The sequence below is a fragment of the Paraburkholderia eburnea genome, assembly GCF_002917095.1.
Lineage (GTDB): Bacteria > Pseudomonadota > Gammaproteobacteria > Burkholderiales > Burkholderiaceae > Paraburkholderia > Paraburkholderia eburnea.
Genome location: NZ_PQGA01000006.1, coordinates 50,826 through 65,109, shown reverse-complemented (window position 1 = coordinate 65,109; position 14,284 = coordinate 50,826). Strand labels below are relative to the sequence as shown.

General features: G+C 63.4%; 11 protein-coding genes. 5 read left to right on the top strand and 6 right to left on the bottom strand.

Annotation, left to right across the window (positions count from 1 at the left end):
- Positions 1–9: 9 nt before the first annotated feature.
- A complete protein-coding gene (locus tag B0G62_RS13905) occupies positions 10–375 on the bottom strand; it encodes a hypothetical protein (protein WP_103704961.1) in 366 nt (121 codons plus the stop codon).
- Positions 376–757: 382 nt separating this feature from the next.
- Here B0G62_RS13905 and B0G62_RS13900 point away from each other — a divergent pair, with 382 nt between their 5' ends.
- The gene (locus tag B0G62_RS13900) at positions 758–1,717 is read left to right on the top strand and encodes a fatty acid desaturase (RefSeq protein ID WP_103704783.1); all 960 of its coding nucleotides are present in this window, start codon (positions 758–760) and stop codon (positions 1,715–1,717) included.
- 8 nt (positions 1,718–1,725) lie between these two features.
- On the opposite strand, the gene B0G62_RS13895 is transcribed toward B0G62_RS13900, so the two are convergent.
- Positions 1,726–2,484 (bottom strand): UTRA domain-containing protein, encoded by a 759-nt coding sequence (locus B0G62_RS13895; RefSeq protein ID WP_244193237.1) that lies wholly within the window; start codon positions 2,482–2,484, stop codon positions 1,726–1,728.
- Positions 2,485–2,737: 253 nt separating this feature from the next.
- Here B0G62_RS13895 and B0G62_RS13890 point away from each other — a divergent pair, with 253 nt between their 5' ends.
- The 4 genes from B0G62_RS13890 to B0G62_RS13875 all read left to right on the top strand — a co-directional run bounded on the left by B0G62_RS13890 (position 2,738) and on the right by B0G62_RS13875 (position 8,498).
- Positions 2,738–3,559: a DUF427 domain-containing protein gene (locus B0G62_RS13890; protein ID WP_167401247.1), complete on the top strand. Its 822-nt coding sequence runs from the start codon at positions 2,738–2,740 to the stop codon at positions 3,557–3,559.
- Between the two features lie 135 nt (positions 3,560–3,694).
- Positions 3,695–5,938: a TonB-dependent receptor gene (locus tag B0G62_RS13885; RefSeq protein ID WP_146055273.1), complete on the top strand. Its 2,244-nt coding sequence runs from the start codon at positions 3,695–3,697 to the stop codon at positions 5,936–5,938.
- A 133-nt stretch (positions 5,939–6,071) separates the two neighbouring features.
- Positions 6,072–7,631 carry an ABC transporter substrate-binding protein gene (locus tag B0G62_RS13880; protein ID WP_103704779.1) on the top strand — a complete coding sequence of 520 codons (1,560 nt, stop codon included), beginning with the start codon at positions 6,072–6,074 and terminating at the stop codon, positions 7,629–7,631.
- A 48-nt stretch (positions 7,632–7,679) separates the two neighbouring features.
- A complete protein-coding gene (locus B0G62_RS13875; protein ID WP_103704778.1) occupies positions 7,680–8,498 on the top strand; it encodes a DUF427 domain-containing protein in 819 nt (272 codons plus the stop codon).
- A gap of 50 nt (positions 8,499–8,548) precedes the next feature.
- Here the strand turns inward: B0G62_RS13875 and B0G62_RS13870 are convergent, their stop codons facing one another.
- From B0G62_RS13870 to B0G62_RS13855, 4 genes are read right to left on the bottom strand one after another with little or no spacing between them, the layout of a single operon-like run.
- A complete protein-coding gene (locus tag B0G62_RS13870) occupies positions 8,549–10,219 on the bottom strand; it encodes an FAD-dependent monooxygenase (protein ID WP_103704777.1) in 1,671 nt (556 codons plus the stop codon).
- 11 nt (positions 10,220–10,230) lie between these two features.
- Positions 10,231–12,210: an ABC transporter ATP-binding protein gene (locus B0G62_RS13865; protein WP_208624226.1), complete on the bottom strand. Its 1,980-nt coding sequence runs from the start codon at positions 12,208–12,210 to the stop codon at positions 10,231–10,233.
- A complete protein-coding gene (locus tag B0G62_RS13860; RefSeq protein WP_103704776.1) occupies positions 12,207–13,061 on the bottom strand; it encodes an ABC transporter permease in 855 nt (284 codons plus the stop codon). Before B0G62_RS13860 ends, B0G62_RS13865 begins: the two co-directional genes overlap by 4 nt.
- Entirely contained in the window at positions 13,061–14,017 is a 957-nt protein-coding gene (locus B0G62_RS13855) for an ABC transporter permease (RefSeq protein ID WP_103704775.1), read from the bottom strand. Before B0G62_RS13855 ends, B0G62_RS13860 begins: the two co-directional genes overlap by 1 nt.
- Positions 14,018–14,284: the final 267 nt, after the last annotated feature.

The following is a 14,284-nucleotide window of genomic DNA, read 5'->3' as shown; positions in this document are numbered from 1 at the left end:
TGGGCGGAGTCAGAGCGCGCGCGGCGGCCGCCACAACCCGTCGGGGCTGCGGGCGGGGCAAGCCTGCGCGTAGTGGAAGCGCAATGCGCTGACGCGTCCGGCGGGACGCGAGAGAACGGGGAGGGAAACAGGGTGGTAGAGGCTGCCCGACATGCATTGGGCCGTCATCTTGCAGAGCGTGCCGCCGGGTTTGCCGTGACCGGCTGCCGGGGATTTCATCCCCTCGCAGCCCGGCATGGCTTGCATACTGGTATCGGCGGACGTGGCGATCGCGGTCTGCATCGGACACGGCCCGGCCAACCCGCTGGCTGCCAGCCCGGAGAGGGGCAGCATCGCGCACAGCAGCAAAACGAGCAGAGTCCGGATGAATCTCATGGGCGACGAGTATAGCTCAGGTTCCGCGACCTTTTGTGTGCATTGGTTGATACTCGCGATGGCGCGCGGCGCCTGCGTTGCGTCGAAAGATTGCGGCGCTGCGCATACGATGAAATTGCCGCCATCGAACAGTGTGCGATTGCTGCGAAGCATGAATCGCTGCTTTGATAGCGATGTTGTTCGATATAGCGATGCCTTCGCCGCAGCGTCTGCTGCGTTCCCGCCCATGCATGCCCCTATTACCGATTCGCGCATAAGCTTCGGATTTTTCGTCGCTTGGATTCGTCCGTTCATCGCCTTTAGACTTGATTAATCAAGTTGAACATCGGAATTCGCCGGGCTTGCAAAAATCCCGCGAAAGCTCACATGGGCGATTATCTTTATGGCGGAATATTTCGACGACGATCATCGGCGATGGGTGATCGATTTGCGCTCCAGTTTCACGGCTCGATCCGAGTGGCCGACATGGCTGCTGATTGCCGTGATCTACAGCGCCTGGTTTGGCACACTCGGACTGTTGCACTGCAAGACGATTGGCCTGGTCGCGGCGGCGCCGTTGTTGATTCTTTGCGGTGCGTGGTACATGTCGCTTCAGCACGAACTGCTGCACGGGCATCCGACGCGCCACGTATGGCTGAACAAGCTGCTTGGTTACGCGCCGATTGCCGTCTGGTATCCGTACACGCTGTATCGCGATAGTCACCTCACACACCATCGCGACGAAGAGCTTACGATGCCCGGCGTCGACCCGGAGAGCAACTACGTGCGCGCCGAGGCGTGGGCGTCGATGTCGCCCGCGGTTCGTCTGCTCTGGAACCTGCGCAAAACGTTTTCTGGCCGCTTGGTGATCGGACCGCCGATGGCCGTCGCGGCTGTCGTGCTGGACACGGCGCGCGACTGGCGGCGCGGCGACTGGCGCTATCTGCGCATGTGGGGCACGCATCTCGCCGTGTTAGCGGCCATGCTGTTCTGGTTGCATCGCTGGGCGGGCGTGCCGGCCTGGTATTACCTGTTCGTGGTGGGTTGGCCTGCGCTGTCCATTGCAATGATCCGATCGTTTTACGAGCATCGCGCGGTGCCTTCGGCAAAGGCGCGCATCACGCTAAACGAAGCAGGCTGGTTCATGCGACTGCTGTTTCTGAACAACAACTACCATCTGGTGCACCACGATATCCCCGCGCTGCCGTGGTATTTGCTGCCCGCCGTCTATCGGGAGCGCCTTGAGCAATATCGCGAGAAATGCGGCGGCTTTCGTATCGCTGGCGGTTATTTCGAATTGCTGCGCCGCTACGCGTTCACACGCACCGATGCTCCTGTCCATCCATTCGACGAGCACGCCTGACGCGTGGCTCAGCGATAAGCGGCTCGACCGGAAAATTCGAAGCGCGCAGCCGGATGCCAGAAATGAACGACCGAGGCGATCTGCCCGTCGATCCATGCGCGTTGCCAGTGCACGAGGCAGGGCTCGCCGGGTTCCATCATCAACCGGCGGCGCATGGGCGCATTGGGCAATTGCGCGGAAATGCGGTATTCGATTTGTTGAAAAGGCGCGATATGCAGCATATAGCTGCCTGGCGTTTGTTGCGTGAAATTCTGCGAGAGGTACTGAGGAAAGTGCTGCGGATTGACGTATCGATCCTCGTATTGAATCGGTACGTCGTCCTCGCAATGCACGATGCGCGAATGATAGACGAAACCGGACGCGCGCTGCAGCGCGGTCAAGGCGGACTGATCCGTGGACGAGTCGAGACTCAGCACCTTGGCCGTGTAACGTCGGCCGCGTTGCGTGACGTCTTCGTCGATGCTGCGGATTTCGGCGATCGTCGATTCGTGACGCGGCGTCGAAACGAATGTCCCGGTGCCTTGCACGCGCGTGAGAACGCCCGCATTCGCGAGATCGCGAAACGCACGCGCCACCGTCATGCGCGCGACGCCGAACTGCCGGGCCAGTGCATGCTCCGACGAGATCAGGTCACCGGGCTTCCACTCGCCCGTTTTGATGCACTGGCGGACATAGGCCTTGAGTTGTTCGTGAATCGGCACGGCGCCGTTTTTTGCTTCGGCTTCTTCGCCTTGCGCCGATGCGGCCGGCTGCCGGGATTCCTTCATTCGGGTGACCATGGAGTGGATGCTGTTCCTTAAGTGAGCGATCGGTGCGAAATCGAATGGGCTTAAATCGCCGGAAATGCGCCCGGCGCCTTCGATTACGCAAAACTCAATGCGTCGCCGCAAGAAAGGTTAGTAGAAAAAGTTGATTTTTGCCAGACCGGGGCATTGCTATGATCGAGCATGATTAATCAAGTCAGTCATGCCCCACTGTACCACGTCAACCCGACGTCCTGATCCTCATCGCGTGTCCATCATGAGCCACCCTTTGCAGTCATTCGACGTGTTTATCGAGCCTTCCGCGCGCCGCGTGCGCGTGCGGTTTGCCGGTCAAATCGTCGCCGATACCCGCGCTGCGTTGCGCTTTCATGAGCGCGGACACGTGCCGGTTTACTACATTCCCGTCCAGGACGTGCGCGAAGACCTGCTTCATGCTTCGGATCTCACCACGCATTCGGCAGGAAAAGGGCAGGCACGCTATTGGGATTTGCGCTTTGGCGAATACTGGTCCGAAAACGCCGTCTGGCGCTATGGGGAATCGGACACGCCGCTCGGTCAGCGTATTCGACATTACTACGCGTTCGACTGGCGTGCCGTCGATGTCTGGTACGAAGAGCAGGAAGAACTCTACGCGCACTCGCACGTGCGCGATCCGTTCAAGCGGATCGACATTCTGCCGACCAGCCGTCACATACGTGTGATTGCGGGCAGCGAAGTGGTCGCCGATAGCCGTCACGCAGTTGCAGCATTCGAAACCGGCGTGCCGGTTCTCTATTACCTGCCGCTGCAGGACGTGCGCACCGATCTGCTGGAACCCACCGCTACCGTGTCGAATTGCCCGTACAAAGGCACCGCGCGTTACTGGACGATTCAAGCCGGCGGGCGCAGTTACGTGGACGCCGTGTGGTCGTATTCCGCGCCGTTTAGCGAGATGGGGAAGGTGGCGGGAATGCTCGCTTTCTATCCGGAGCGCGTCGATCGTTTTGAAGTGGATGGCAACGCGCTGGGCGAGGAGGAATGGAATCTCTCCGTGCTGGATTTTCTCGCGAAGGGAAATTTCTACGCGGGGCCGCGATAAGCGCGCATTTTCGCCACGCCGCCGTTTTCAAATAACGCGGCCGCTTCAATTTCGATCGATTACATAGACCATTGCGCTACGGGCCGTGCGATTCGCACGGAGCTGACTATTTAGTATAACGAAAAGAGGAAAATCGTGCGGATAACGGCAGGCAAACTCAAACCGCTCACGCTCGGGGTGATGGCGGCGCTGGCAACGCTTTCGTCGATGCAGGCTCATGCACAGGCTTCCGCTGCTAATGCCGGCCCGGATGCAGCGGCGACGGCGCAAACCGGGGCTACCCCGGCGAGCGACAACAGCAACGAGCAAGGCACAGATCAAGGTCAAAAGACGCTGGTGCAGCTTCCCGTCGTCAACGTAACCGCGAAAACGCAGCCCGGCGATCTGCCGCCGGCCTACGCGGGCGGTCAGGTGGCGAAGGGCGCACGCCTGGGCTTGTTCGGCGAAACCGATATCCACGATATTCCGTTCAATGTCACGAGCTACACCTCGAAGACCTTGCAGGATCAGCAGGCGCACTCGCTCGCGGACGTCGTGCAGAACAATCCTTCGGTCCGCATGGACGATCCGGCCGGCAGTATTTCTGACGATTTCACGATTCGCGGTTTCATCGTGCCGAGCAACGACGTCGCGCTCAACGGTGTGTACGGGATCGTTCCCAAGTGGCGCGTGCCTGCGGAAATCCTCGAACGGGTCGAAGTCATCACGGGGCCGACCGCGATGCTCACGGGCGCATCGCCGAACGGAAGCGTAGGCGGCGGAATCAACGTGGTGACGAAGCGCGCAACCGATACGCCGATCACGAGCATCACCGAGAGTTACCAGTCGGATACGCAGTTTGAAACGCATGTCGATATCGGTCGCCGTTTTGGCGACAACGATCAGTTCGGGATCCGCGTGAACGGTCTGTACAGCGACGGCAAGACCGCGGTGAACAGTCAGTCAGATCGACTGGGCGCGGGCTCGCTCGCGCTTGACTATCGAGGCAGCAAGCTGCGCGCGTCGATCGACTACATTCGCCAGGTCGACGATCTGCGCGCGCCGAATCGCTGGATGGAGTTTGCGACGTCCGTGATTCCCTCCGCGCCATCTGGCAAGACCAACTTTTCCCCCGACGGCTATGCGCTCGAACGCGACAGCTCGCTGCTCGGCCACATCGAATACGACATCGCCGATCACACCACGGTCTATGCGAGCGTAGGTGGCCAGCGACGTTCGGGCGACGAACTCGTCGCCGATCCGTACGGCGCGACACCAAACGGTGATTACACGTCGTCGTACTACTATCGCAAGGCGTCGACATCGGTGGACACCGCAGAAGTTGGCGTGCGCTCCACATTCGACACCGGCCCCGTCAATCACAATCTCGCGGTCACGGCCTCGGCGTTCCGCGAGAAGGATTGGCTCGGCGTGTCGAGCGGCGATTCGGTGACCTCGAATCTCTACGACGTCGTTTCGCCGCCGTATCCGGCGACGCAGGTTGGCGATCCCGGGTTGTTGTCGAGGATAACGCTGGAGAGCGTTGGTGCAGCCGACACGCTCGGCCTGTTTGAAAAACGCCTGCTCGTGACTGTCGGCGCGCGTTATCAGCGCGTCGGCGTCACCAATTACGACAACGCGTCCACGGGCAATACCGCAAGCAATACTAACGAAGGCGCACTCACGCCGATGGCCGCGGTGCTTTACAAGCTCACGCCCGCGTTGTCGGTCTATGCGAACTACGTCGAGGGTCTCAATCTCGGCACGGTCGCCCCGGATGGCAGCGCCAACGCAGGCCAGGCGTTCGGGCCGGCCAAGGCGCGTCAATACGAAGTGGGCGCGAAGTGGGATCTCGGCCGCTTCACGACCACGCTTGCGCTCTACCAGATCACGGAGCCAGGCGGCACGCTGGATCCGGCCACGGACGTCTACAGCATCGCAGGCGACGAACGCCATCGCGGCGTCGAATGGAGCGCCTTCGGCGAAGTCGCGCACGGCGTGCGCGTGCTGGGCGGCGCCTCGTATACGCAGGGCATCTTGACAAGCACGGCGGGCGGCGTCAACGAAGGCAACGAAGCGCCGGGCGTGCCGCGCTTTCTTGCCAATCTGGGCGCGGAGTGGGATTTGCCGTGGCTGCCGGGCGTAACGCTCACCGGGCGCGCCATTTTCACAGGGCCGCAGTACGTCGATTCCGCGAATACACAAAAGCTCGCCAGCTCGACCATTTTCGATCTTGGCGCCCGTTATCGCACGACGATTGCCCATCGCGCGGTCACGGTGCGGGCGAGCGTCGACAACCTCTTCAATCGCAATTATTGGGCCGGCGTGTATAGCGGTGGCGGCGATGTCTATTTGAGTTCGCCGCGCACCGTGCGCGTATCGGCGACCGTGGAATTTTGAGCGTGTCTTCGCAGTGTTCTAGCGATGCCCGGTTACTCATCTACTGGAAGAGTCTGACGTGAAGAAATATTTCGATTCGCAGTCTCGCGCGTCGTCGCGCGTACCGACACAGGCGCAACCGGACGAGCGCCGAATGACGCGGCGCACTCTGCTGCGGCTCGGCGCGGCGGCTGCCACCGGCATGTTGAGCGGCGGGGCGGGGCTGATGCTTTCGACGGCCGCGCGCGCAGCGACAACGCCGAAGCCCGGCGCTCATATTCGAGTCGCTTCGCTCGTTCCCGCGGCTGCTGTCGATCCGGTTCGGCTCACCGATTCCGCGAGCATTTTGCTCGTGAATCAGACGGGCGAATATCTGCTCAACGACGATCCCCACCGTGGACTCGTGCCGGTACTTGCCGAATCGTGGCGGCACAATGCTGACGCAAGCGTCTGGGAATTCACGATTCGTCGCAACGTCAAATTCCACGACGGGCAGATACTGGGCGCGCGAGACGTGGTCGCGACGTTCGAGCGTCTCGTGGACCCGGCTTCGGCTTCGGCGGCGCTCTCGGCGTTCAGAGGCGTGCTCTCGAAAGGCAACATCAAGGCACTCGACGATCATACGGTGCAATTCCGTCTCGATGCGCCCAACGGCAATTTCCCCTATTACGTTTCTTCCGATACCTATAACGGCGTGATCCTGCCCGCGAATTACAGCGGACACTACGAAAAGACGTTTATCGGCACCGGACCGTTTCGACTCGATCAATACACGAGCGGCGGCGCGCGTTTCGTGCGCAATACTGCGTACTGGGGTCCGCAGGCGCTACCGGAGCGTGTCGAATTTTCGTTCTTCGCCGACGAAGCCGCGATTGGTCTCGCCTTGCTTGGCCAGCAGACCGATCTGGTCGTCGGCATCAGTGCGCAGCAGAGCCGTTTGCTCGCCTCGAATCCCGCGATTACGATCACGCGTTTGCCGTCCACGCAGCATGACCAGGTGCATATGCGCACCGATCAGGGACCGTTCAAGGACAAGCGCGTGCGCCAAGCGCTCGCGCTGACACTCGACCGGCCCAAACTCGTCGAAGGCTTGCTGCACGGCTACGGGCAGGTCGGTAACGATCATCCGTTCGCCGCTGTTTATCCCTCCGCCGATCGTGCGGTCGCGCAGCGCACGCAGGATCTGAAGACGGCGCGTGCGCTGCTCGCGCAAGCGGGTTTTGCGAATGGTTTCAGCACCACGCTCGTGACCGAAAAGCTCGGCGATATCCCGCAATTCGCGGTGGTGCTGCAGAATGCGGCGCGCGCGGTCGGCATCGATATTCGGTTGAAAGTGGAAGACCAGTCGCTCTATTACGGCGACGCACAATTCGGCCATTCCGACTGGCTCGATTCGACGCTCGGCATCACCGATTACGGCCATCGCGGCACGCCGAATCTGGTGCTTAGCGCGCCGCTGCTATCTGGCGGCGCGTGGAATGCCGCGCATTTCCGCAATCCGGCCTACGATGCGCTGGTGAAGCAATACGTTTCGACCGTGGACCTCAACGCGCAACGCACCACGGCAGGCAAGATCGAGCAGTTGTTACTCGACGAAACGCCGCTCATCATTTCCGCGTATCGCGATGCGATCACGGCCTGCGCCGCGAATCTCTCCGGCGTGCAAGCTGCGGCGATTCCGCAGCTCCAGCTCGCCAATGCCTGGTTTTCCTGATCGATCCATTCTGCCGCGTGATACAGCGGCGCTACGAGGAGAAGCACAATGACGTCCCCGTTGCAATCTTTCGACCTGTATATCGAGCCGAGTCCGCGCCAGGTGCGCGTGCGCGTCGGCGAAACGTTCATCGCCACGACACGCTCCGCGCTGCTGGTCCACGAGCGCGAACGGCTGCCAGTTTATTATTTCCCGCTGGAAAGCGTCGAGTCGAGCTGGCTCGAACCGTCTACGCACAAGAGCGAATGCGCACGTAAAGGCGTGGCGAGCTACTGGCATCTCGTCGTCGGCGACCGTCGCGTGGAGAACGCGGTGTGGCGTTACTCGGAACCCACGACCGACGCTGGCCGCGCGCTTGAACATTACTATGCCTTCGAATGGAAAGCCGTGGACGCATGGTACGAGGAGGAAGAGCCACTGTTCCTGCATCCGCACGCGCGCGATCCGTACAAGCGCGTCGATGCGATCAACAGCAGTCGCCACGTACGCGTGTTGATCGGCGATCAGGTTGTGGCCGAGAGCCGCAATACGGTCGCGGTATTCGAAACCGGCTTGCCGACGCGCTATTATTTTCCGCTTCAGGATGTCGCGGCGAAATGGCTGAGGCCGAGCACGACGCTTACCTCGTGCCCATACAAAGGCCAGGCGCACTACTGGTCGGTGCAAGCGGGCGACACGCTGCACAAGGACGTGGTCTGGTACTACCCGACGCCGATTCCCGAGATCCCGAAAATTGCCGGTTTGCTCGCGTTCTATCAGGAGCGGGTCACGCGTTTCGAAGTCGATGGCGTGGCCGTGAGCGATGAGCCGTGGCATCGCTCGGTGCTCGACTTCTTCAATCACGGCACGTTCTACAGTCTGCGTTAATTACGTGTTTCGCAGTATGCGCGGCCGGCCTTTGCGCCGGCCGCGCTGTTTTATGCGGGCAATTGCGCGTGTTGCGTCGAGAGGCTCAGCACGCGACGGATGACGGCCTGCGCGTCGTCGCTTGCGTGACCTTGCCAGGCGACGTGCTGGTCGGGACGGATCAGCGTCAGCGGCGCGCTGTAGTGGGCTTGCGTGCGTTCTTGCGGCACGGCGAGATGCGTGACGGGCATGCCCATGCGCTGCGCCGTTTCGAGAAAGCGCGTGGTTTCTTCGGGCGCGGCGCCGCTATCGAGCAAGGTGAACCACGGACCCAGACGATCATAGAGCGGCGTGTCACCATCGAGCAGAATATGCGGCGCACGATGGCCCGGACGCGCGTGCGGCCAGTATTCGGTTTCGCTCCAGTCCGGCGCGCTAGTCGCGTCGGGCACGACCCACGCCGACGTGTCATAGCGCTGATCGAGCACCACGCCGTGCGTGTTCCACTCCGCGTAGGTAAGCCGGTACAGCGCTTCGCCGCGTTGCGCGCGCGAGCGCGGCGTATCGACGGTTGCAGGCGGGCGGCTTGCCGCGACGGACTGCGCAGCGGCAGTCAGCGCACGGCTATTGTCGAGCGCCGAGCGCGACACGCGTTCGCCGACGGGCCGCCGCTCTGCGTCATAGCTGTCGAGCAGCGCCTCGCCGCCCAGACCGTGCAGCACTGCCGCGAGCTTCCAGCCCAGATCGGCCGCGTCGCCGATTCCCACGTTCATATTGTGGCCGCCGGTCGGCGGGCACACATGCGCGGCGTCGCCGGCGAGGAACAGGCGGCCCGTCCGATAGCGCGTCGCCACGCGCGTGAGCACCTGATAGGACGATTCGCTGACGACTTCGATGCGGGCTTCGGCGCCAAGCAGTTGCTGGCCATAGCGCGCGATCTCGGCCCGCGTGGGCTCGCGTTCGTCTTGTACGGAGATGCCGAATCCCCAAAGCTCATCATCAGGAATGCTGATGATGCTGGACGCGCTGGTGTTGAAGATCGCGAGCATACCTAACGCGTCGTAGCCGGGACCCGCGGTCAGATCGGCGATTTTATGACCTTCGCTGCGCACCACGTAGCTCATCTGGCGGTGCAGCGGCGCATCGCCGTTGCGCTCGATGCCCGCCGCGCGCCGCACGAGACTGCCGGGTCCATCGCAGCCCACCACATAAGCGGCACGCACGGTATGCAGGTGGCCGTCGGGCGCACGCAACTGGACGACCGCGCTACGATCGTCCTGAACAATCTCGACGGCTTCCCAGCCGAGCCGCCACTGTGCGCCCAACTCGATCGAGCGTTCGCGCAGAATGCGCATGGTCACCGGCTGCGGCACACTGAGGCTCGGTTCCGCAGCCAGGTCGCGGGCCTCCTCGGCGTGCCGGCCGTAGCGCAGCGTGTAAGCGCCGAGCGGTTCGGCGAGCAATGTTTCGGCGATCACGAGACGCTGCTGCGGATCGCGCGTCGTCCACGCATGGGCGCGCAACGCGTCGCTGATGCCCCAGCGCCGGTAGTGTTCGAGCGAGCGCATGTTGTTCGAGCGCGCTTTCGGGTGGCCGAGCCGGATTTCGGCGTCGCGTTCGACGACCAGCACGTCGATGCCGTGCAGACGCAGTTCGATCGACAGCGCAGACCCGATCGGGCCGCCGCCGACGACGAGCACGGGGATGGTTTCCGGCACGGCGTGTGCGGACTCTGATTTCATCGGAGTGTTCCTCAAGGTGCGAAGTGATGGCAGCGAATCGTCTGCCCGTGTGCGAGCGTATGGAGTGCGGGGGGTTCGTTCGCGCAACGCGCGATGCGCTCGGGGCACTGCGCCTGAAAACGGCAGCCGCGCGAAGCGTCGAGCGGCGCATCGGGCGCGAGCGGATGCGCGATGGCCTGTGTATGCGACCGGAACAGCGCGCGCGTGTACGGATGCTGCGGGCCATGCACGACTTGTTCGGTCGTGCCGGTCTGCACCACCGTGCCGCGATACAGCACGACGATGCGATCGGCGAGATAGCGCATGACGTCGAGATCGTGCGAGATGAACAGGTAGCTTGTGCCGCTCGCGCTCTGGCGTTCGACCAGCAGATTGAGGATCGCGGCCTGCACCGAGGCGTCGAGCGCGGAAGTGGGCTCGTCGCAGATGAGCAGATCGGGCGCGCCCGCGAAGGCGCGCGCGATCGCGGCGCGCTGGCGCTGGCCGCCGGACAACTGGCCGGGCCGCGCGGCGAGATGCGCGGGCGTGAGCTGAAAGCGCGCCGCAAAGGCCTCCACGCGCTCGCGCACGCTGCGCGTGGACGGCCATGCGCGGCCCGCGAGCAGCCGCGCGATCACGCTGCCGATCCGGTGGGCGGGATTCATCGCGGTACCCGGATCCTGGAACACCATCTGCAGCGCCTTGCGCTGCCGGGCTGTGCGGCGGCGAGTGCCTGCGTGCAGCGGTTCGCCGTGAAGCTCCAGCGTGCCGCCCGCGTCAGCGGTTTCCAGGCCGCTCAGAATGCGCGCGAGCGTGGATTTGCCGCTGCCCGACTCGCCGACGAGGCCGAGTGTTTCCGCGCCGTACACCGCGAACGACACGTCGCGCAGCGCTTCGGTACGTGTGTCGCCCTGCGCGAACGTCTTGGAAATGTGCTCGATCCGCAGCACGGGCGCAGCGCCCGCATGGGAGATGTCTGCGGGCGCGATGCGCGCCTGCGCGTTCGCGGACGGCATCGCCGATGGCACATGGGTGTGCTGGCACCACGAACGATGCGCGCCGTGCTGCTGGAGCGGCGGCGTTTCGCGGCAGCGAGCGTCGGCGAAGGCGCAGCGCGGCGCGAAGGCGCATCCTTCGATGTGTTCGCCGAGGCTTGGCGGCGCGCCGCTTAATGTTGCGAGCGGCGCGCGCCTGCGATGTGCGCCCGCGTGCGGCAAACAGCGCAGCAGCGCGGTCGTGTAGGGATGACGCGGCGCGCGCAGCAATGCCTCGGTCGGTGCTTCCTCGACGAGACGCCCCGCATACATCACGCCGACGCGATCGCACAAACGGCGAATCGCATCGATGTTATGGCTGATGAACAACACGGAGAAACCAAGCTCGTCGCGCAAAGCGCGAATCAGCGCGAGCACTTCGGCTTCCACGGCAGCGTCGAGGCCCGTAGTCGGCTCATCGAGGATTAGCAGCGATGGTGTGCCCGCAAGCGCCATGGCGATCATCACGCGCTGCTGCATGCCGCCCGAGATCTGCTGCGGATAGCTGCGCAATGTGCGTTCGGGGTCGGCGATGCGCACGCGTGCGAGCATCGCGCGCGCGGCCGCGTACGCTTCGTGCCCGGGTGTCCCCGCAGCCTCGAAGGCTTCGGTGAGCTGGCGTCCGATCGTCAGCGAACGATTGAGCGACTGGCCGGGATCCTGATAGACCATCGCAAGGTCGCGTGCGCGCAATGCGCGCAGTTCGCGGCGCGAGGCCTGCAACAGATCGCGGCCGGCAAGCCGGATCGTGCCGCTCGCGATGCGGCCGTTGGCGGGCAGATAGCGTTGAATCGCGAGCGCGACGGTGGATTTGCCGCTGCCCGATTCGCCGACCAGTCCATAGATTTCGCCACGCCCGATCTGCAGGCTCAGCGCGTGGATCACGCGATGCTCGACACCGCGCACGCGATAACGCACGTCGAGTCCGTCGATTGCGAGGCCGATGTCGGGCAGCGCTTCGGCTGCGAGTGCGCTCACTGCATGAACTCCCGCTGCAGGCTTTCGGCGAAGAGATGCGTGCCGATCACCAGCGAAGCCGTGGCGAGCGCGTCGAACAGCACGGTCCACCACATGCCGCCGACCAGCAGCGGATAGTTCTCCGCGATCGCCAGGCCCCAATCGGGCGAAGGTGGCTGGATGCCGAAGCCGAGAAAGCTCAGCGTCGCCGTCGAGAAGACCGCGTAGCCGAGCCGCAGCGTGGCCTCGACGAGTATCACGGGCGCCACGTTCGGCAGGAGTTCAACGAACATGATACGCCACACGGAATCGCCGCGCATTTGCGCGGCGGCCACGTAATCGAGCGCCGCTTCCCGGCGCGCGGCGCCGCGCACGCTGCGCGCGATCATCGGCGTAAAGCCGAGCGCGACGATGGCGACCACGGCGGCGCGGCTGCTGCCGAGCGCGGTCAGCGCGACGAGCGCGAGAATCACGAGCGGCACGGCCATCACGACTTCGAACAGGCGGCTCAGAACGAGATCGACCCAGCCGCCGAAATAACCGGCAGCAATGCCGAGCGCCGACCCGCAGAGCGTCGCGCAGACCGTGACGAGCGGCGCGACGATCAGGATGTCGTGTGCGCCCGCGAGCACGCGCGAGAACATGTCGCGGCCCAACTGGTCGGTGCCGAACCAGTGTTGCGACGAAGGCGGCGCGAGGCTGTTGGTGACGTCGTCGGCGAATGGAGAATAGGGCACGACATGCTGCGCGAAAAGCGCACAGAAGGCCCAGAAGCCGATCACGATGCAGCCGGCGATGAAAGCAGGGCGCGTGAACGGACGCAACCGCGCGCGTAGGCGTGGCCGTGCGGAGTCGATGGAGAGTGTGGACATCAGGCGCTCACGCGTTGGGGGACGAGTATGGCTGCAAGCAGATCGGCCGCTGTCGTGCCTACGGCATACACTGCGCCAACCAGCAGCATGCCGCCTTGCAGAAGCGGAAAATCACGCGTTTTCGCGGCGTGCAGCAGCAGGCTGCCGATGCCCGGATAACGAAACAGCGCCTCGACGGCCACGAGTCCGCCGACCAGATAGCCGAGCTGCGTGCCGATCACAGCGATGGTCGGCTGCAACGCATTACGCAGTACATGACGTAGCACGACCGTGTGAAACGGCAGCCCCTTGAGCACGGCCGTGCGCGTGTACTGCGCGTGCAACTCGTGCAGTGTGCTCGCACGCACCATGCGCAGGAGATAACCGAACAGGCCCATGCCGAGCGCGGCGGCGGGCAGCAGCAGATGGCGCAGGATGTCGAGCGGGCCCGCGTCGGGCGAACTCGTCGCGAAGAGCGGCAGCCAGCGCAAGCCAATGCCGAAGGTCAGCATCAGCACGATGCACCAGACGAACTCCGGAATCACCGATGACGTCAGACCCCACACGTTGGCGAGCGTGTCGAAGGCGCTCCCGGCCCAGGTCGCCGCGAGCACGCCGGTCGCGATGCTGATCGGCAGAAGCATGAGTAGCGCGAGGCCGGCAAGCGCGAGCGAATGCCCCAGCGCGGTGAACAGCAGCGCGCCAACCGGTTCGTTCAACACCAGCGACGCGCCGAGATCGCCGTGCAGCAGGCGGCCGAACCATGCGCCATATTGCACGAGCAATGGCTGATCGGTGCCGAGTTGATGATTGAGTTCGGCGACTGCCTGCGCGTCCGCGAGCGGACCCAGCACCGCGCGCCCGACGTTGCCGGGCAGCAGATGACCACATGCGAACGCGACCACGCTGAGCAGCCAGAGCGTCACGGCAATCGACGACAGGCGCACGCCAATGGAACGGAAAGAGGAAAGCCTCATGTTCAAGGACCGAGCGAAAGAGGGCAGCGAGATACGTACCGTGCGCGGGTGTTCCTCGCGCACGGTGAGGCGACTCGACTTGAGTAATCAAGTGAGTATAGGGAGGGAGTTTTGACCGGGGAAACGACGAATCGTTGGAAGCTTATATGGCGGCGAAGCGCGATAAACCGATTTGAGGTTTCCGCGCTATCCACCGGGACATCGCTATTGATAGAGCGTGCCAGACACTTTGCTGAGGTCTGTGAAGTGGACCAGCATAAGCACGGT

Bases quoted from the DNA above. Each gene is read 5' to 3' on its own strand.
- B0G62_RS13905 (WP_103704961.1), bottom strand. From the start codon at position 375: ATGAGATTCATCCGGACTCTGCTCGTTTTGCTGCTGTGCGCGATGCTG.
- B0G62_RS13900 (WP_103704783.1), top strand. From the start codon at position 758: ATGGCGGAATATTTCGACGACGATCATCGGCGATGGGTGATCGATTTG.
- B0G62_RS13895 (WP_244193237.1), bottom strand. From the start codon at position 2,484: ATGAAGGAATCCCGGCAGCCGGCCGCATCGGCGCAAGGCGAAGAAGCC.
- B0G62_RS13890 (WP_167401247.1), top strand. From the start codon at position 2,738: ATGAGCCACCCTTTGCAGTCATTCGACGTGTTTATCGAGCCTTCCGCG.
- B0G62_RS13880 (WP_103704779.1), top strand. From the start codon at position 6,072: ATGACGCGGCGCACTCTGCTGCGGCTCGGCGCGGCGGCTGCCACCGGC.
- B0G62_RS13875 (WP_103704778.1), top strand. From the start codon at position 7,680: ATGACGTCCCCGTTGCAATCTTTCGACCTGTATATCGAGCCGAGTCCG.
- B0G62_RS13870 (WP_103704777.1), bottom strand. From the start codon at position 10,219: ATGAAATCAGAGTCCGCACACGCCGTGCCGGAAACCATCCCCGTGCTC.
- B0G62_RS13860 (WP_103704776.1), bottom strand. From the start codon at position 13,061: ATGTCCACACTCTCCATCGACTCCGCACGGCCACGCCTACGCGCGCGG.
- B0G62_RS13855 (WP_103704775.1), bottom strand. From the start codon at position 14,017: ATGAGGCTTTCCTCTTTCCGTTCCATTGGCGTGCGCCTGTCGTCGATT.